Below are 18344 nucleotides of genomic sequence, written 5' to 3'. Positions count from 1 at the left end.
CCGCCGAGGGCTATGGCCTCTCATTCATGGTCGTACCGCCCCGTCATCGCTCGTGTTTTCGGTCCAGGTTTCAGCAAGTCGGGAATTCAGGGCAATACGTCTTGGACATGGTTTCGCTGATCCTGTGTCAGCTTCAGAATTGTTCTTATGAGCAACTCGGCGGGTGTCCGGTGGGCTTGGCCGCTCTTCCTGGTTCTTGCCTACGGCATCACCTGGGCGGTACAAATTCCCGCGTACCTCCACCTGGTCCCGCGAAGCATATCTCCCACGAACGAGGCGAACTTCCTCCTGCTCGGCACCGGCGGAACTGACCCGGGCGTCCTCCTGGCAGTGGTCTTGTTGTGCTTCTCGTTTGGCCCGTCCATGGCGGGCGTTATCGTCATTGCGCTGGTGGACGGGCGTCCAGGGCTGCGGAGTCTTTTCTCCCGCCTGCTCAGGGCACGGGTTCCGGGAAAGTGGATCTTGTTCGTGTTCCTGTTCCCCATCGTTCTTAGCCTGGCCGCAGTGGCCCTGGGCTGGGTGACAGGCGGCATGGCATCGTTGGAGTACAGCTTCCTGGTCCCTGTGATGCTTGCAGTTCCCTTCCTGTTGTTCCTCATCGTCTGCACCGGGCTGGCCGAAGAACTCGGATGGCGCGGCTTCGCACTGCCCTATCTGCAAAGGACGCGGACAGCCGAACGGGCCAGCTGGATCCTTGGTGTGGCCTGGGGATCATGGCATCTGCCCTCGGTGGTGCTGCTGCCGCTGATGACAGATGCGGGGGGGTTACTGCAGGCGGCATTCTCGCTGGTCGGCCTGACCGTCGGCGTTGTCGGGTACACCATCGTGCTGACCTGGCTGTACAACAATACCGGCAGCCTGTTCTGGATCGTCATCCTCCACGGCTACGCCAACCTGTGGCAGTCCTACCTCGTGCTGTCCTCCGGCAGCTTTACCGCACAGGTCATTTACGGCGTCCTGCCCTGGCTCCTGGCGATCTGGCTACTGAAAAAGTACGACGTCCAAACACTCACCCACCGCACACCGCCCCAGGCGGCACTACGGCGGGCCGGTCCGGCACAACCCCACTGGAGTCTCGTTCACAGAAGACAGCGCCCAACGGCCTGAGGCCATTACACGGTCCGATATGTCTCCTCTGGGTCTAATTTAAGGCCGGGTTAGGCAATGCCGTCGTTGGGATTTTGCCAGCCTTCACGCTTTTTCAGCAGCTCGATGTCTTCTTCCTCCAGTTGCCCCGGGTCGATGTCGGCGGTGCAGTATTTGCATTTGATGGCGTCGATGGCCACGAATTCTTTGCAGTAGGGGCATTCCTGTTGGCCCTGGGCGCGGAAGTTGCCCATGCCAAAGCGTTTGAGGAGTTTGACGATCCCGAACAGCACCAGAGCCAGCAGCAGGAACCGGATCAGCACGGTGATGAAGCTGCCGTATCTTATTTCGGCGTCGTTCGCCGTGAAGCTCATCTGGCTGAAGTCCGGCGCGCCGAAGATCGCAGCGACGAACTGCAGCAGGATGTCGTTGGCGAGGCTGTCCACGAGTGCGGCGAAGGCCGTGCCGATGATGAAGCCCAGGGCAAGATCAAACATGTTGCCGCCCATGGCAAAGGCTTTGAATTCTTTCCACGAATTCGACATGGCACGATGCTAAACCCGATAGCCGCGGAATCCGAGTGTTCGCCGCCTCCGGGCGCTGGGCCGATGGCTACAACTGCAGCTAAACCGATGAGGAAACTACTACCCATGCAGTCACTCTAAGGGCACGTACCGGTGATCCCCCGAAGCCCCGCAAGCGAATCAAGCCGATCATTCGGCGGTCTAAGGCCGCTTGCGTTTCTGCCGCACAAAACTGGGTCGTGAAGGAGCAGATAGTAACGTCGAAAAGCCACCGTCGGTTCACTGCGGAACGGTCGGAGAAAAGCCGACGCGGTCAAGAGCTATCCACGTTGGCATGCCCCGGGTGACACCTCAGTCATTTCTAAGTCTCCTTGGGAAAGCGTGAAATACCCCGCCACGCCAGGCGGTAAACAAGCTCGCTGGCCGCGTCCATGCCAAGGGCAGCGCTGCCTTGTTCAGCGTTGTCCTCTACCCAATAACGTGCGCTTGCTTGAGCCAGACCCATTAAAGCCCTACCCAGCAGTTCCCCTTCGACAAGCGGCAGTTGAGCGTCCTCGCTGATGATTTGGGCAATTGCGCCTGCGAATCCCCTTCTGAATGCCTCCCGCCTTACGCGGACGTCAGGATCATTGCTCAGGCCGGATTCGAAGGCGAGGCGATATGCGCCGTCGTCACGGGCAATGTAGCCAAAATAGGCCCGGATAGCCTCATGCACCCGTTCTTTATTGAGCTTTGTGGAACGGACGGACTCCTGCAATACATCGCCTAGTGCCTTGAGGTTAATGTCCAGCAGCTCGAGATACAGCTCACGCTTGGATGGGAAGTACTCGTACAGAACCGGCTTGCTCACATAGGCCGCTTGGGCAATATCGTCCATGTTGGCACCGTGGTAACCACTGGCTACAAAAACTTCCTGGGCTGCCTGCAGAAGCTGCAGTCGCCGCTCATCGCGTGCCACCGTATTCCGTGGCTGCTCAGCCGCTTGCGGGATTCTCTCACGCTTCACCCGTCCCCGGTCATCCAACAGGTACCCGCCTTCCTCCTTGGACGCTCCACTGTACCCGCAGCGACTCGAGACCCGTCCCGCCTTGGAAACCGGGAGATGGAGTACGAGCGGGGCTCTCTGGAGTAGCGGAGGCGGCCATAGACATTGCCGCCGGTGTAATCAGAATTTGGGGAGACGCGCCGCGGTAATCTCCCTGGAAAGCTCGCGCCGCGCGGTCGGGCCGCCGCTCTCGGCACCCTGGTGCGTCAACTGAGTACACCCCAACCAGACGACTGGGTCACCTTGTCCTGGCTTTCTTTTGAGAGGAACCTAGGACTCAACCTGACAGGACGAGGGTTGGAGGCACCGTGAGCGGGCAGCGGATCGGGTACGTACGCGTGAGCGCCCTAGACCAGAACGAGAAACGCCAGCTTGAAGGCCAGGTTCTGGACCGGGTCTTCACGGACAAGGCATCCGGCAGGGACACTTCCAGACCGGAGCTTACGGAGTTGCTGCGGTTCGCCCGCGACGGGGACACCGTCGTCGTGCACAGCATGGACCGGCTCGCCCGGAACCTCGATGACCTGCGGGCCCTTGTGCAGGGCCTCACCCGCAAAGGTGTGCGGGTGGAGTTCGTCAAGGAGAGCCTGGTTTTCACCGGCGAGGACTCCCCCATGGCCAACCTCATGCTGTCCGTCATGGGTGCCTTCGCCGAATTCGAACGCTCCCTCATCAGGGAACGCCAGCGGGAAGGCATCGCCCTGGCCAAGCAGCGCGGCGTCTACAAGGGACGGAAAAAGACCCTCTCACCGGACCGGGCAGCCGAACTCGTCCATCGCGCCGGCAGCGGTGTTCCGAAAGCACTTCTTGCCCGTGACTACGGGATCAGCAGGGAGACCGTCTACCAGTACCTCCGCAACGCAAAGTTGGAGTGATCCGCTCCCCTGCCTGGTCGTCGATGTGCCCTGGACCGCACAGCCATTAGCTTTACAGAATCTCCATTATCGGCTCTTCAAAACAGGCAGGGGAGTGCCCCGAAAAGGGGCTGTTTCCTGCCCGTCACTTACGGCGTTTTTCCCCAGACTGCGTACGTCGGAACTGCTCAGCCAGCGCCCGGGTTACGGCGGGAATGTCGAGGAAGGCAGGGTCAAAAGGCGCATTGGAGCCGGTTATGTCGGCGACCCAGGCTGAGTGCTCAGCGTGGTCAGGGTGCGTCGGGTCGGCCAGCGCGTCCATGATCTCTTCGTACCCGGGTAAACCTCCGGAGTCTTCCAAGGGGCCGCGCCGGGCGCCATCGATCAGCCGGGCGGGCGGACTGTCTTCGTCCGCGGGCCGGCGGGAAACCAGCTCAAGCCGGTGAAGCCAGCTGTCTCCAAAGTCGTACTCGTAGAACGCTTCGGCTGAGCCCAATGTAAGCAGCTGATCCAGGGAGCAATCCTCTTCGGGCCTGTCGCCCGGTTCTTCACACTGCTGTCCTGGGAGCCACTGCGGGACTTCCGGAAATTCGCCGTCGACCGGCCGTAGCGGCGCGAACGGGTCGCTTGTTACAAACCTGTGCAGGTGCGCGTCGTCCCAGCCAAATGCTGCCTGCAGGACCTGATGCACCTGGCTCAAAGCCAGGGAGCCCCGGAGCTCGAATCGACGCCAAATCTCAGGCGCGCTGTCGACCAGCGCCACGCGAACTTCCAGGACCGAGTCCTGTCCAACCCCGGTCTCGGCCTCAAATTTGTCCATGGCACCAATCATTACAGGCCTCAAGGTCCTTCTTCTCGGACGGGTGACCTCTCCCCCGCCGCGCGCCTATAGCTTGACGAAAGATCCGTTATCGGCGTTCGGTGTTACCCGGGGAGTGGCAACAAAGTGCCTCGAAGTCGGCATTACATCGGCGTCCTAATAGTCCTTTGAACTCCGGCGTGGCAGCTCAATGTCTTCCCGCTGATCCCATGTCCTCAACCGGATGTTTGATTGGATCGTATCTGAAGTGGCCCTTGCGGAGTTGGTTTCTGGAGCTGGCCGACATGCTGCTGGTTCTGCTACTAGCATTGGCCGTGGGTTCGCAGTCGATTTTGGAACTCTCACGCCGGAAGCGTGAAATTTGCGGTTTCCTTCTGGAGCCCGACCGCAGTCGCCAACCGGTAACCCGATGCCTTCAGAGGTTCGAGCCAAGCCTGGGAATCAAGCACCGAGCCAGAGTCATTCAGCAATTGGCCATCGCGCTTGCGCCATCGACCGTCGATCATGACCGCTTCGATATTTGCCAAACTCGTCTGCATGACTACTGAGTTGACCGGGTCATGCACCGGCTGCATGTTCGGCAGAGTTGCATCAACGAAAACTAGATCAGCGCGTTTTCCAGGGGTGATCGTCCCAACTTGATCGAGAAGTCCGAGCATTCTCGCACCCTCGACAGTTGCCCAGCGAAGCGCCTCAAGAGTGGTGATGGTCGAGGTCTCAGGTATAACTTGGGTTCCGGCTTGTGCGCGGTAGCGGAAATTATCCAACGCACGCTGGTGAACCAGAGCAATACGTGCCGCCAGGAACATCTCTCCGGATAGCCCCGCTTCAAGGTCGATACCGATTGATGGAGCGACTCCGTGATCTCGAAGCCGCCCGATGATCGGATGCCCGTGGCCCTGAGTCATTTCGTTTTCCGGGGTAACGGAAAACGTCACCCCGGCGGCGATAAACCGCCGCAACTGCTTGTCGTCCAAATCGTTTCCGTGAACGATGTTAATGTGGGGGCCCAAGAGGCCAGCATCCTCCAATGCAGCCCATCCCTGCGGCGCCCGGGCCGCCCCGCCGCCTTGATGCATGCTTGTGACCAGCGACAGCTCTCTTGCGAGCCGGAAATCGGTGAACGCCACATCTAGCGTGGAGTAATGGGGCCCGAGAACAGCCATGCCAAGGCGAAGCTTTTCTCCTGGGGCGAACCGGGAATCCGCGAGCAGACGCTCGATTTCCGTCCGGTCATGGGAAATTTCCCAAAAAGGAGCCTCTCCCGATTTGGGATCAGGTTTCGGGCTGCCGTGGAAAAAGGTGGCCCGGATTCCGCTCGCATGCAGGCCGCTAACGGCTGCATCGGTGTGCTGCGGCGTTGGATTGTTGTGGCACCAGTCAGCCAATGTAGTCGTTCCGCAGTTGATCTGGTTCAGGGCGCCCGCGTAGGTTCCCCAGTAGATGTCCTCAGGAGCGAAGTGGGTGGCCAGCCCGGCATGGGTCCATCGAAAGTACTCGAGGAGTGTCCAATTGCTAGCAATCCCCCGTAGGGCTGTCTGCCAGGTGTGCATGTGCGCATTGACGAATCCAGGGACGATTATGCGTCCCTCCGCGCTTACGATTTCTATGGGACCGGTATCTTCAGAGACGTCTAACTGCTGCCCGACAGCCGTAATGATGCCATCTTCGATAAGGATGTCCGCGACCGGCAAAACACCGATTTCCTCATCCATGGAGACGACGGTTCCAGATTTGATAAGGATTCGGTTCGTGCCGCTATCGCGCGGAGGGTAGTTCATTCGAGTTCCGCGCTACTGGGCGATCTTCTGCGCCTCGCGCAGCGGCGTAAGGGCATTGTGGAGGACGTGCAGTTCTTTGAGAAGCACGGCGGCGGAATCGTCCATAATCGGCAGCGCATTGAAGTTGCCGCTTTCATCCTTCAGCTGCGCCACCATGGGAATAGTTACCAGGTCAGGGGTGGGAATCATTTTCAGTGCACTGGCTACCTGCTTCAACGTCCCCGCAGCGCGCAGCCCGCCCGAGACTCCACCGTAGCTCACAATTCCCAGGGGCTTGTAGGCCCACTCCTGGTACAAGAAATCGATCGCATTCTTCACGGCGGCGCTGAGTGAATAGTTGTACTCCGGGATAACGAACACATACGCGTCCGCGCGGTCGATGGTTTCGCTCCACCGTTTGGTGTGATCGTTCACATAGGTCCGCAGTCGGGGATGGTGCGGTTCGTCAGTCATCGGCAGGCCGATGTGGGCAAGGTCTATAACCTCTACGTCAAATTCACCGTGCTCGTTGGCCTGCGCGACGAACCAGTCTGCCACCGACCGGCCTACGCGTCCGGGCCTAGTGCTGCCGACGATGACCTGCAGGATGGGCTTAGACATGTGGATCTCCAATTTCTGGCGTGGGTGAGTCGAGGTTCGTGGTAGTTCTCCGTGTTTCCGGAGAACTTCTGGGATTCTGAGTTGCCACAGGAACCGGTAGACGGTGTCCAGGTGCCGTAGTTAGGGGCAAGGACGGCTTTCTTTCAAGTCGCACGGTCGGCGCGCCTGCGTAGAACTCAACCTCACAGGCGAAGGGTTGGAGGCAGCAATGGCCGTGCGTACCCGAAATGCCATGACCCGAAACCTACTGCTCCCCTGGCAAGAGGTCTTCAGCAACATGCACTGCTGCGACCTTGCAGGGCTGATCGGTAGCGAGCGATTCGTGGATTGCGAGGCGCACGGCAAGGTTCTGTTCGGTTAGTTCCCTGTCTATGAACTCTGCTCCTGGGTTGCGCGCACGGGCGCTGAAACGTTCAATTTCCATCTTGAAATGGTCTTCAGTGATGTCGAAAACTTCAGCGTGGCCGTTTCGCAGGGAGACTTTCACACTCACCGAATCCCATGGGTCGGGGTCGAAGGCCGTGTCGAGGGTGACTTGTCCTTTTGTTCCGATGATCTGGAAGGTGTTGGTACGGGGCCCGTCAAAGCCGCAGTCCAAAGTTCCCAGGACTCCGTCGTAATCGAGGATGGCCGCCACACTGGTTTCAACCGGGTCCGAGGGGCTTGTTCCTTTGGCATAGACGCTGGTCGGAAGGCTGCCCACGATCATGTTCATGATGTCGATGGCGTAGCAGCCGACATCGTTGACTGCACCGCCTTCCAGGCCCGGCTGGAGCCTGATCTCGCCGGGAGCGCGGTTCATGACGAAGTGGAAGCGGGCGTGCATTGAGATGATGTTCCCAATCCTGCCTGCATCGAGGAGCTCGCGGACTTTCTGGTGCTGAGGGTGGAAGCGGTACATGAACGCCTCCATCAGATTTACTTGTTTCCGTTCGCAGGCCTCCACTACCCGCCGGTAGTCCTGCAGGCTGCACACCAGGGGCTTCTCGCAGAGGATGTCTTTGCCGGCATTCGCCGCTGCGATGATCCACTCTGCGTGCAGACCATTGGGAAACGGAAGGTAGACGGCGTCGATGTTCGGGTCGGCGAGGAGGTCTTCATGTGAGTTGTATGTCGCCGGGATCCCGAACCTTTGGGCGATCTCCGCAGCCCTTCCGTTTGGGCTTGAGACTGCGGCGGCGGCCGCATTGCGGGCTTTGTTCATGGCGGGCAGGAAGCGGTCCTGGGCGATGCGGGCGGTAGTGAGCACTCCCCAGCGAACGGCTGTCATGAGGCGAGCCCCGCTTCCAGGCTCACGCTTCGCGCGACGTGGACGGGTGCCCCTTGGTCCTTCTCGGAGCGGTAGCTGGCGTCAATGATCCGCGCCACTGCCAGGGCATCCTCGACGGGCGCCACCACAGGGGCGCCGGTGCGTATGCTGTTGACCCATCCACGCATCTCGGTGCGGAAATTGCTGATGTTTTCCAGTTCGGGCAGTTCGGAAAATTTGTTCGCTTCAGTCCGGGCGAACGGTGGGGTGAAATAGGTCTGGGTCCATTCGGTCCAGCCAGCCGGCCAGCCGGCCTGGTCCTTCTCGATGTAAACCCTTAGCTTTTGGGGAAGGACGCCGATTTCGATCATTCCGGTGGTGCCGTAAACGGATATGCGGGAACTCTCGAACCATTCGAGACGGTCGTGGCTGTCGAAGCTGAAGGTAGCGGACATGTCGGGATAATTCAGCAGCACAGCTGCGGAGTCCTCGCGGCTCGACTTGTCTGAGAGCCACGCGGACTTGCGCACACGCGCATTGACGGTCTCGGGGACGCCGAACATGCTGACCAGAGAATCGAGCATGTGGCACCCGATGATCCATAGCCCCCCGCCCATGTCCGCCGGCTGGTTCAGGTGGGCCGTGAGGTGCTCACCGGCCAGGGCGGCACCTCTGGCCGATACACTGACCACGTTCCCGATGGTCCCGGCGTCTATGAGCTCCTTTGCTCGGGTGATCGACGGTGCCAGGCGGACGTTGTACCCGACCTGTACTATCAGTCCCGGCGCCGCTTGAGCTTCCGCCTTGGCCAGCTGTAACAGGTCATCGACGGTTGAGCCGCCCGGCTTTTCTACGACGACAGATTTTCCAGCGGTGAGGGCCCTCAGGGCGTGTGGGACCATGTCCTTGCTCTTGGAGTGGACCATGACTGTGTTGATGCGCTCGTCCTGAAGCACTCCTTCTATGTCGCGGGGCTCCATGTCGTACTTGGCTGTGAAGTACGACAGCAGAGGATCGTCGTCTGCGGCGGCCACTACTTCGACCCCTTCGATCTCGCGGAGCGCACGTACCCGTGCGGAGGCGTGAGGGTGGGTGATCCCAAGGAGTCCTACTACGAGCGGTTCCAACGGCTTGTCTCCTGTCGATTCTTGTATCAAGGCTTTGGTTGTCAGGTGGTTCTAGTTAGCTTGGCGGTGGGGGCACTGCGGGTTATGGTCCGGGCGATGTGCCCTCACAGGTTTGCTGGAGGATCCTCGAGGGCGTTTTAGTCCAGGCTGCTCATATCGATCATGATTTTCGTACGGCGCGGCTGGCCGCTGAAGGGCCCATAAATGAGCTAAGGCGCTGGGGCTTCCTCCTGCCACCAGCCTTCCCAAGGGAACGAGTCAAGCACTCCCTGAGGGAACCTCGCTTCCTGAGGGTCATGAAACGCACTTAGGTCGCTTCCGTAACCAGCTCCGTCGATTAGAGCCGCAAAAAGGGTGAGCAGCATTTATAGTCCTCCCCGGGGTGTGTCACGGGTTTGTGGTGTTTGAGCGGCTTCCAAGGAACCTCTCTGGCCACGACAGCGCCTGCCGTATGTTCAGAAGTAAGGGGGCCTATTGGGCTGGTCTTGGCCGTTTGGCGAGGTCCACCGGATCGATGAAAGTTCTGTGAGCTTCAGTCTTGGTGAACAACCGGCGACCCGTGCCGTCGCTTAGGAAAAGCCACAGATACTCGCTGTCAGAGGACACGGTGTCAACGATTCCAATGTGGGACGTCTTCTCAGATACCAACAATACAAGGTCGCCTGGGCACAGCTCGGTCCAGTTGACAGGCGTGGTGGCAGTGTTTGGCTGCGCGTCACCAGTAGGTCCTTGCCAACGGTAGCGCGTGGATGACGAGTTCAACTCGCACTCCGTTCCATATTCCATAAGTGCACGTGATGACTTTCTTTGGTCTCAGCGACCGATACAGCTGCCCTATGCGACCGGTGAGACGGGGTTGTCCGACTCATGACTTTGGCGGCCGACTACGACCCAAATGGCAATACAGTCTTCCGTGAAAGGATTGCTGAGCCGGTGAGGGATGGAGGATACGAAGTTGATGCTGTCGCCCGCGCTGAGGGTTCCTGACGAGGAGCCGGCCTCTACGTTGAGTCTTCCTTGAAGGATGTGGAAGTACTCGTGTCCACCGTGCCGCAGGAGGTTGTCGGGCGGGCAGGATTCGGTGCCGCTTCCGTACGTCACTCGGAGTAGTTCGACGATGGGGTCGTTTTCTGCGGTGAGTCGCTCCCAGAGGACACCAGCAACGCGGAGTTTTGGGCGGTCTTTCGCTTCCAGGAGTCCTGGGAGTTCGTTGCCCGCTTCGGATGGCAGTAGAGAAGTCACAAGATCCTTGGATGACCAAGGCCCGCCGTCGCCATTGACGGGTGCGGTTTCAACAACGCGAAGATTGGTGCCCGGCAGCTGGATTTCCGATGGTGCGCCATCCTGCATGACCTCATCAAGGGAGAGGCCCAGTTCTGATACGAGAGCGTAGAGGGTTCCGACGGACGGTGATGTGCGGCCAAGCTCGACCTGCGAAACGAGGCTGGCGGAGACGTCCACACGGCGCGCAAGTTCACGCAGGGACAGTTTGGCGCTCTGCCGGGCGTCACGAAGACGCATGCCAAGTTTGATGGCAGCATCCGAACGTGCCTCGGGGGCGGGTGCGCTCATGGGGGTTCGGCTTTCTTCTGTGCTCAGGTAAGGTCCGGCCCACGCACTACCTGCTGGGGTAGCGCGTGGGCCAGGCTTGTTGTGGATCAGCTCGGGTTAGACCTTTTCAGACTGTTCCGCGGCGATCAGTTGGGATGCAGCCTCCAGTGTTGCGGCCGCCGTGTCGTGGGCGCGGGCCAGGGCCTGGTCCAGGGGCAGGAGGCGGTGTGATTCCGCAAGGATCTCCACGCCCCAGTGTCCGCGCCATCCGGCCTCATGGATGGCTTTGACGAAGGCGGCGGTGTCAAGGTCGCCTTCACCGGGGTACAGCCGTTCGTTGATGGTGTCTTCCCACAGAGAGCCCCTGACGTCCTTATGGGCATCATCGATTTCAACGACGAAGACTTTGTCCATGGGCAGGATGGCGGCCAGGTCTTCGTAGCGGGTGCCGCCACGGCTGGTGTGCCAGGTGTCTACGGTGAGCCCGCCGTGGGGGTTGTTGACCTCGCTGATGAACTTCGCGCCGATTTCGATCGTTTTGAGGTTGTTCATCGGCATGGGTTCCAGAGCAACCCGTGTGCCCACTTCGCCGGCCTCGGTAGCAAGCCGGTCGAACTCCTGGTGGAACGCGGTCTCGTCGACAGGGGCTGGTTCGCCTTCAAGGGCGAGTTCGGCGCCGATCTTGATGGTCTTGACGCCGAGGATTTCTGCGGCGTTGAACAAAATCTTGCGCCAGCGGTCGGATTCGGCGCGTTCGGGGCCGGTCTTCCACCAGTCGGCGAGGAATTCCATCTCGACGTGGACGATTCCGTTGTCGTCCAGCAGCTGGCGGAGTCCCTTCAGGCCGATGGTCGTTTCTATCTCGGGAAGGTCGGCGTGGATGAAGCCCAGTCCCTTCCAGCCTGCCTTGGCGGCGGCCTCAACCCGGGTACGCACGTCGATAGGGCTGGTTTCGTCGCCGCGGAGAGGTGCTGCGTTTCCTGCCCAGGTCCAGCAGGAAGCCAGCAGGTCCCGGTTCTGAATGATGTTGGTAGCGTTCACGTTCGTCCTTTTTGTTAATTCGCTTTGGGGGCTGAAGAGCTTGGTACGTTGTCGGAATGGGTGCTGTCCGGGGCCAGCATGACCTTCGTTTCCCGGCTTGAGTCCTGCGCCCTTTGGAGGGCTTCGTCTCCCCTGGAGAAGGGGACGACAGTCGAGACGATCTCAGCCAGGTTCAGGCGTGTGTTTGCCACGTAGCGGATTGCCGCCGGCCATACGGCCACCGGCGCCCCCGTTGAGCTGGTGATCGTTAGGTTCCGTTCCTGGACAAGTCCCAGCCGCGCGGGCGCGGACCTGGGGGTCGAGACGCCCATCAGCAGGACTCGTCCGTTGTGGTCCGCGCTCTCCAGTGCTGCTGCTTGTGCAGCCGAATTACCGGATGCTTCAATGACCACGTCCGCGAAGGGACGTCCCATGGCTGCTGCTGCGGCCGCTGCGGTGTCCGGGTTCTCCAGTGGATTCACGGCAGCCGCGGCCCCCAGTTTCATCGCCGTTTCCCGGCGAAGTGGGCTGGGATCGAATACAACGACTTCTGCTCCTGCGGTGACTGCCTGGAGCACTGCATTCAGGCCGATCGCTCCAAGCCCGTGCACGTGGACGGTGTCGGCAGCGCTGATGCCGCCGATCTTTTTGAGTCCGTTCAAGACGCAGGCGAAAGGCTCGATGACAGCGGCCGTGAGCATGTCCACCTCGTCGGGAATGTGGAAGCACATGTCCGCCGGAACGGTGAACAATTCAGCTGCGGCTCCGTCGTGGGTGACCCCGAACCAGTCGTTCCCGCCGAGGTGTCCGTGGCCGAGGACTCTGTCCCCGGGGTGGAACCCCTCAACGTCGCTGCCCGCCTCTACGACAGTGCCGGACCATTCATGCCCCAGAACGTGCGGGTAGTTGATGTTGAAGGTTGCGGGCATGCTGCCATGCAGGATTTCGATGTCGGTGCCGCATACCCCTACATAGGCAGGCCGTACGAGAAGTTCAGTCGGCCTGGGCGCAGTGACGGGTGCTGTGCCGGGCTCGACTGTGATGGTGCCGGCCGCGTCTTTGCGGACCAGGACAGCCGGAACGGTTCCCACCGGCGGTACCGCGGGCGCCGAACGAACGTCGTTTACGGTCTCAGACATGTTGTGTTCTTTCTATAGGTTCAGGCAACAGGTTGTAGCGCGGACGTTACTTAGATGTCGCTGCCATGAAGGGCAGCGGTGACGAGTTCACGGATGCCCTTCGGGGTTACTTCCCGCGGATTCGAATAGGGATTCTTGGTGGCAATTTCGACGATCTTGTCGATGTCGGATTCCTTCAGGCCCAGCTCAGCCAGTGACGACGGTGCCCCAAGGGACAGGCTCAGTTTCCGGAGGTGGGCTGCAGGGTTGTCGGATCCGGTGGCCCGCTGCAGTGCCGCGATTGCCTGCGGTGCGTGCTGGGCGTTGTAGGCCAGTGCGTAGGGCAGCACGACGGTGTGCGTCTCAGCGTGCGGAAGGTTGAACGTCCCGCCCAGCGTGTGGCACAGCTTGTGATGCAGAGACATGGTGGTCGCGCCGAGCGTGGCACCGCAGAGCCAGGCCCCGTACAGGGCATCGGAGCGCGCCTCGATATCGGTCGGCTCTTTGACGATCTTCGGCATTGCCTCCAGCAGCGCACGGGTGCCATCCTCTGCCATCAGCGAGATGATGGGCGAGCCGTCAGGGGCGTACAGCGCTTCCACCGCGTGGGCAATGGCGTTGAATCCGCTGGTGACCGACATGGCCACCGGCAGGGAGACAGTAAGTTCCGGGTCATAGATGACACTAGTGGGCAGGACTTTGGGGTCGCGCCCCGTCTTCTTTTCACCGTCGGCGGTCAGACCCCAAATGGGGGTCATCTCTGAGCCGGCGTAGGTTGTGGGCACGGCGATGATGGGCTGGCCGAACTCCAGTGCGATGGCCTTGCCCAAGCCTGTCGTCGACCCGCCGCCCACGGCGACGTACCCGTCGGCCTGGGCCGCTGCGGCTACTTCCCGCGCTTTGTGAGCGGATTCGATGGGCACATGCATTTCAGCTTCCGCATGCACTCCGGCGCTGAGCTCGCCCAACTGCTCGGAGACCTGCTCTGCCAGGTCCGCCTGGAAGGGGGTGGCCAGGACCAGGACCCGCTTGAGGCCGAGGCTGACGACTTCGTCATTGAGGGAGGCAAGGGAGCCCGCTCCGAAGCGGACGCGCATGGGAAGTGCCTGGTACTGAAAATCCTTCATCGAGTGTTCTCCTGTGCTTCGATAATCCGCGCAGTGGACGGGGACATCACGGCGGTGTGGACGATATCGGGGTCGACGAGTTCGGGGTGGATGACGATGTCGATCACTGCCTCCATGAACGGTGAGCTGAGCCCGTACCGCGCTGCATCGGCCTCTGAGGTGTTGGGCACGAATTCAGCGATCAGACTCTTCTTCACGGCGAAAACAGCGTCAGAGTCGATGTAGTCACTCCCGCCAACAAAAATGTGGGTTGTCAGCTCCCGGAAACCCGGGGCGGTGACAATGAAATGGATGTGCGCCGGCCGGTTCGGGTGGCGCTCCGTCGCGTGCAGCAGGTCACCGACCGGTCCGTCAGTCGGGATCGGGTAATAGCTGGGGATGACGCTGCGGAAGTAAAACTCCCCGTCCGCATTGGATGTAAACAGGCCACGGCCGTTCCCGACGCTTTGAATGCCGGGTTGCTGAACGTCGTAGAAGCCCTTGGTGTTCGCCTGCCAGATGTCAATGGAGGCATTAGGGACAGGTTCACCGGTGACGGAAAGGATGCGGCCCCTGACCAGGCAGATGTCGCCTTCACTTTCCGGGGAAGCGTTGTCGCCCAGCTCGCGCTTCGGTGACTCGACCATGTGGAACGGTCCCAGGACAGTGGAGTCGGTGGCGTCCGGGGTCTCGGCGTCATTGAGTGTCTCCACCATCATGGACACGCCCAGCACGTCTGACAGGAGGATGAACTCCTGACGGACGGAATCGCACTTCTGGCCTGTGGCGGTCAGGAAGTTGATGGCGGTTTCCCATTCTTCGATCGTGGGTTCAATGTCCCTGACGAAGTCGTGAAGGTGGGTCGTGAGGCTGGTCAGGATAGTCCTAAGGCGGTCATCCGGGGTGTTGCTGAAACTGTCGATAACGGCGGCAGTCAGTGTTTCGGGGCCGAGGTCCGTGCTCATGGTGATGTTCCTTCCTTGGAGCTGGGGCGGCTGGTAAAGGGGGTCTAGATGCTGGTGAATCCACCGTCTACAACCAACTCCGCGCCGGTGATGTAGGAGGCCTTGTCCGAGGCGAGGTAGACGATCGCGTCGGCGACTTCGCTGGCCTGCCCTGCCCTGTGCATGGGGGTTTTTGCGATCAGATCGTCGGAGATGGCTTGATCCTGGTTTTCCGTCAAGGGCGTTGTGATCAGCCCGGGGTGGACTGAGTTCACACGGATTCCCTGGGCTGCCCAGGTGGCGGAGGCGTTCTTCGTCATCACGGTTACGGCACCTTTGGAGGCCTGGTAGGCGGCGACGCCGGCTGCTCCGACGAGTCCCCAAATGGATGAGACGTTGACGATCGCTCCGGATTCCCGGGCCAGCATGGGCGGGACTACTGAGCGCATGCCCAGGAAAACTCCGGTCTGGTTGATGGAGATGATCCGGTGCCAGTCCTGGATGTCGATGTCTGTGATCGAGTCGTAGGATCCGACGAGGCCTGCGTTGTTGACTAGGACGTCGATCCGGCCGTGGGCCTGGAGCACTTCTTCCGTGAGGGCCTTCCAACCATCTTCCTCGGCGACGTCCAGACGCCGCCATTGGATGGTCCCGTCGGCTGCACCGTCTGCGGGGGCGGCTATGTCGGCTCCGTAGACGGTTGCACCTTGTGCGGCCAGTGCCGTTGCTGTGGCGTGGCCGATGCCGCTGGCCGCGCCGGTGACGATGGCGACCTTTCCGTCGAAGGATGGTGAACTCACGGTGTGCGCTCCTTAGCTTTCAGGGTTGGCGGGATGGGTTAGACGACGCGGCGGGTACGCCGGGAGCCAGCCAGGTAGTTGAAGATCAGGGCGCTGAGGATGATCAGACCGTAGATCGCCTGGATCCAGAACGAGGGAACCTGGGACAGAACGAGGATGTTTTGGATGATGCCCAGCAGCAGCACGCCACTGAGGGCGCCGATCATGGAGCCCTTGCCGCCGTTGAGGCTGATGCCACCGATGACGGCGGCGGCGAACACGGTGAAGATCAGACCGTCACCTTGGTTGGCGGTCACGGAGGCGATACGGCCTGTAAGCATGAGGCCGGCGAACGCGGAAATAATGGCGCCGGCGACGAAGACTCCGATGGTCAGACGCAGTGTTTTGATGCCTGCTGCCGCTGCTGCAGCGTTGTTGCCGCCCATGGCGTAGAGCTTGCGGCCGACCGGGTGGCTGCGCATGAAGATTGCGGCGGCCACCAGGAAGATCGCGAAGAGCCAGATCTGAATCGAGATGCCAAGCCATTTCGTGTTGCCCAGGGCAAGGAATTCGGCAGGGAGGCCGGAAAGGGTTTTGCCGCCTGAGAGGCCCATGGTCAGACCGCGGAGAAGGGTGAGCATCGCCAGGGTGACAATGAAGGCGTTGAGCTTCAGCTTGCCGACGAGGAAGCCGTTCATGAGTCCGATGACGATGCTCAGGGCAAACATCACTCCAATGGCTGCCCATGGCGACCAGCCCCATCCGGAGCCGCCGACAGCGGCGGGAAGCACCAGCCACACTGCAAGCATCGGTGCCAGCCCGACGATGGATTCGAGTGAGAGGTCGAAGTATCCGGAGATTAGGATGATGCTTTCGGCAATCACGACAATTCCAAGCACAGCAGAGGTGACAAGGACGTTGTTCAGGAGGTTGTTTGCCGTGAGGAACTGCGGGGACAGGAACGCCCCGACGACCATCGCCAAGATAATGGCCGGGAGCAATGCGAGTTCGCGGGCCCAGCCGGACGAGCGGGCCTGTTCGATGAAGTTGAGGGGGCGGCGGCTGGTCGCCGAACCCGCAACGGTCGGGGCATGCGTGGACATTGGAGATTCTCCTTGGTTCTTTGGCTCTGTGGGCGTGGGCTGCAGGGGGGAGGTCGTCGGTTTCATGCTGCTGTCTCCGCCCCCTGAATTGCGCCGACGAGTTCCCACTCTTCGTAGCCGGCGTTGAGTTCTGCGTGGATTTCGCCCTTGTACATAACGATCACCCGGTCGCAGATTTCCAGGTCCGTGTCGTCAGTGGAGACGATCAGCAAGGACCGTCCGCTGTCGCGCAGCGCCCGCAGGGATTCGTAGATGGATTCCTTCGCTGTCACGTCGACACCGGCTGTTGGGTGGACGAGGACAAGCGTGTCCGGGTTTGAAGCGAGGGCCCGTGCGAGCACGACCTTCTGTTGGTTGCCTCCGGAGAGCTCTTCGATGGCCTGGGTCGGTCCGTCGCATTTGATGGCCCAGGCTCCGGAGAGTTCAGTGAAGCGTTCGCGGCGACGCTTTGAGTTGATGAGGCCGCCAGGGCCGCGAAGCCGGTCGACGATTGTCAGGGTGGCGTTCTCTTCCACGGACAGTTCCGGGACGTAGCCGTTGACGTGGCGGTCTTCGGGAACGAAGCCCACACCCGCGTTGATCGTCTTGATGACGTTTCCCTGGCCGAGCGTGTGGCCGTTGTGTTCAACAGTTCCCATGTCGATTGCCACCTGGCCGGCGATGGCCTGGGCGAGCTGGACGTGACCGGCACCATCGAGGCCCGTCAGCCCGACACATTCTCCGGCGCGGACGGTCAGGCTGGCTCCCAGCACTCGGAGGCCGACGCGGGCCCCCGAAACGTTCAAACGGGTTTCACCGAGCTGCTCCTGGGCGCGGTGAGCGGCGGCAGAGTCTTTCTTGGCTGCCGCGGCTTCTTCCTCGCTGACCCCAGCCATGACGTTCACGATCCGGTTGACGGTCAGATCCGCTGTCTGGGCGGTCAGGACGTCGCGCCCGTCCCGCAGAATGGTGACTGAATCGCAGACCTTGAAGATCTCCTCCAAGTGGTGGGAGACGTAAATGACGGTCACTCCGCGCTGGCGCAGGCTGTCGATCTGAGCGAAGAGTTCATGGGACGCACCTTCGTCCAGCCCGGCCGTCGGTTCATCCAAGAGGAGGATCCGCGGTCCACGGGACAGTGCTCTGCACACTTCCACGATCTTCTTTTCCAGCGGTTCAAGGTCTTCGACGGTCTTGTCGACGATGCGTTCGTACCCCCAGTCCTTGAGCTGATCGGTGGCGGTCTTGCGAATCGCTGACCAATCCACACTTCCCCAGCGCTTGCGGGGGTAGGCACCAAGGCTGATGTTTTCCGCCACGGTCAGTTCCGGCACGAGCGTGCTTTTCTGATAGACGCAGGCGATGGAATCGGATCCCGGGCCTTCGGTGATTTGGCCGTCTGCGCCCTGGATGTGGATGCTTCCGGCGTCTGGGTGCACCAGGCCCGTCAGCATCGCGATCAAGGTGGACTTCCCTGCGCCGTTCCGGCCGAGAAGGGCGCGGGATTCGCCTGAACGGACGATCAGGTTGGCATCTGTCAACGCCTTGGTCGAGCCGAAGGACTTCTGCAGTCCGCGGATCTCGATGGCATTCTGCGTATTAGCTGTGACCACGATGTCACCCTTTCTCTGTTTCAGTCTTCACCCAGGCCCTGCTCG

The 18344-nt window shown here is 60.8% G+C and carries 17 protein-coding genes; 2 read left to right on the top strand and 15 right to left on the bottom strand.

All coding sequences use genetic code 11. The features are described from left to right. Positions 1-147 precede the first annotated feature (147 nt). Complete coding sequence (locus tag AC5RVN_RS13435) at positions 148-1107, top strand: CPBP family intramembrane glutamic endopeptidase (RefSeq protein ID WP_494138277.1); 960 nt, start codon at positions 148-150, stop codon at positions 1105-1107. Positions 1108-1157: 50 nt separating this feature from the next. On the opposite strand, the gene mscL is transcribed toward AC5RVN_RS13435, so the two are convergent. Further along, positions 1158-1631, bottom strand: a complete 474-nt coding sequence (mscL, locus tag AC5RVN_RS13430) for a large conductance mechanosensitive channel protein MscL (protein WP_494040215.1) — start codon at positions 1629-1631, stop codon at positions 1158-1160. Between the two features lie 340 nt (positions 1632-1971). Next, on the bottom strand, positions 1972-2568 hold the full coding sequence (locus tag AC5RVN_RS13425) for a TetR/AcrR family transcriptional regulator (RefSeq protein WP_494138276.1): 597 nt from the start codon (positions 2566-2568) through the stop codon (positions 1972-1974). 395 nt (positions 2569-2963) lie between these two features. Between AC5RVN_RS13425 and AC5RVN_RS13420 the strand changes: the two genes are divergently transcribed. Further along, positions 2964-3530 carry a recombinase family protein gene (locus tag AC5RVN_RS13420; RefSeq protein WP_494138275.1) on the top strand — a complete coding sequence of 189 codons (567 nt, stop codon included), beginning with the start codon at positions 2964-2966 and terminating at the stop codon, positions 3528-3530. A 124-nt stretch (positions 3531-3654) separates the two neighbouring features. Here the strand turns inward: AC5RVN_RS13420 and AC5RVN_RS13415 are convergent, their stop codons facing one another. From AC5RVN_RS13415 to AC5RVN_RS13355, 13 genes are all read right to left on the bottom strand, one after another. Next, positions 3655-4329 (bottom strand): plasmid pRiA4b ORF-3 family protein, encoded by a 675-nt coding sequence (locus AC5RVN_RS13415; RefSeq protein ID WP_494106231.1) that lies wholly within the window; start codon positions 4327-4329, stop codon positions 3655-3657. Between the two features lie 341 nt (positions 4330-4670). Then, complete coding sequence (locus AC5RVN_RS13410; RefSeq protein ID WP_494138274.1) at positions 4671-6110, bottom strand: amidohydrolase family protein; 1440 nt, start codon at positions 6108-6110, stop codon at positions 4671-4673. 12 nt (positions 6111-6122) lie between these two features. Further along, positions 6123-6710: an NADPH-dependent FMN reductase gene (locus AC5RVN_RS13405; protein WP_494138273.1), complete on the bottom strand. Its 588-nt coding sequence runs from the start codon at positions 6708-6710 to the stop codon at positions 6123-6125. 244 nt (positions 6711-6954) lie between these two features. After that, a complete protein-coding gene (locus AC5RVN_RS13400) occupies positions 6955-7980 on the bottom strand; it encodes a Gfo/Idh/MocA family protein (RefSeq protein ID WP_494138272.1) in 1026 nt (341 codons plus the stop codon). Continuing rightward, positions 7977-9086, bottom strand: a complete 1110-nt coding sequence (locus AC5RVN_RS13395) for a Gfo/Idh/MocA family protein (RefSeq protein ID WP_494138271.1) — start codon at positions 9084-9086, stop codon at positions 7977-7979. Before AC5RVN_RS13395 ends, AC5RVN_RS13400 begins: the two co-directional genes overlap by 4 nt. An 834-nt stretch (positions 9087-9920) precedes the next feature. Continuing rightward, entirely contained in the window at positions 9921-10658 is a 738-nt protein-coding gene (locus AC5RVN_RS13390; RefSeq protein ID WP_494138270.1) for a helix-turn-helix domain-containing protein, read from the bottom strand. Between the two features lie 96 nt (positions 10659-10754). Next, positions 10755-11678: a sugar phosphate isomerase/epimerase family protein gene (locus AC5RVN_RS13385; protein ID WP_494138269.1), complete on the bottom strand. Its 924-nt coding sequence runs from the start codon at positions 11676-11678 to the stop codon at positions 10755-10757. Positions 11679-11692: 14 nt separating this feature from the next. Then, the gene (locus AC5RVN_RS13380; RefSeq protein WP_494138268.1) at positions 11693-12796 is read right to left on the bottom strand and encodes a zinc-dependent alcohol dehydrogenase; all 1104 of its coding nucleotides are present in this window, start codon (positions 12794-12796) and stop codon (positions 11693-11695) included. Between the two features lie 50 nt (positions 12797-12846). Continuing rightward, positions 12847-13902 (bottom strand): maleylacetate reductase, encoded by a 1056-nt coding sequence (locus tag AC5RVN_RS13375; protein WP_494138267.1) that lies wholly within the window; start codon positions 13900-13902, stop codon positions 12847-12849. Beyond that, on the bottom strand, positions 13899-14846 hold the full coding sequence (locus AC5RVN_RS13370) for a dioxygenase family protein (RefSeq protein ID WP_494138266.1): 948 nt from the start codon (positions 14844-14846) through the stop codon (positions 13899-13901). The genes AC5RVN_RS13375 and AC5RVN_RS13370 overlap by 4 nt, the downstream gene beginning before the upstream one ends. A 44-nt stretch (positions 14847-14890) precedes the next feature. Beyond that, positions 14891-15625, bottom strand: a complete 735-nt coding sequence (locus AC5RVN_RS13365; protein ID WP_494138265.1) for an SDR family NAD(P)-dependent oxidoreductase — start codon at positions 15623-15625, stop codon at positions 14891-14893. Between the two features lie 38 nt (positions 15626-15663). After that, the gene (locus AC5RVN_RS13360) at positions 15664-16707 is read right to left on the bottom strand and encodes an ABC transporter permease (protein ID WP_494138264.1); all 1044 of its coding nucleotides are present in this window, start codon (positions 16705-16707) and stop codon (positions 15664-15666) included. A 62-nt stretch (positions 16708-16769) separates the two neighbouring features. Then, complete coding sequence (locus AC5RVN_RS13355) at positions 16770-18299, bottom strand: sugar ABC transporter ATP-binding protein (protein ID WP_494138263.1); 1530 nt, start codon at positions 18297-18299, stop codon at positions 16770-16772. Positions 18300-18344 lie beyond the last annotated feature (45 nt).

The sequence above is a fragment of the Arthrobacter sp. sptzw32 genome, assembly GCF_059089735.1.
The sequence above is the reverse complement of the archived record's forward strand: the minus strand, read 5'-3'. Positions and strand labels throughout refer to the sequence as shown.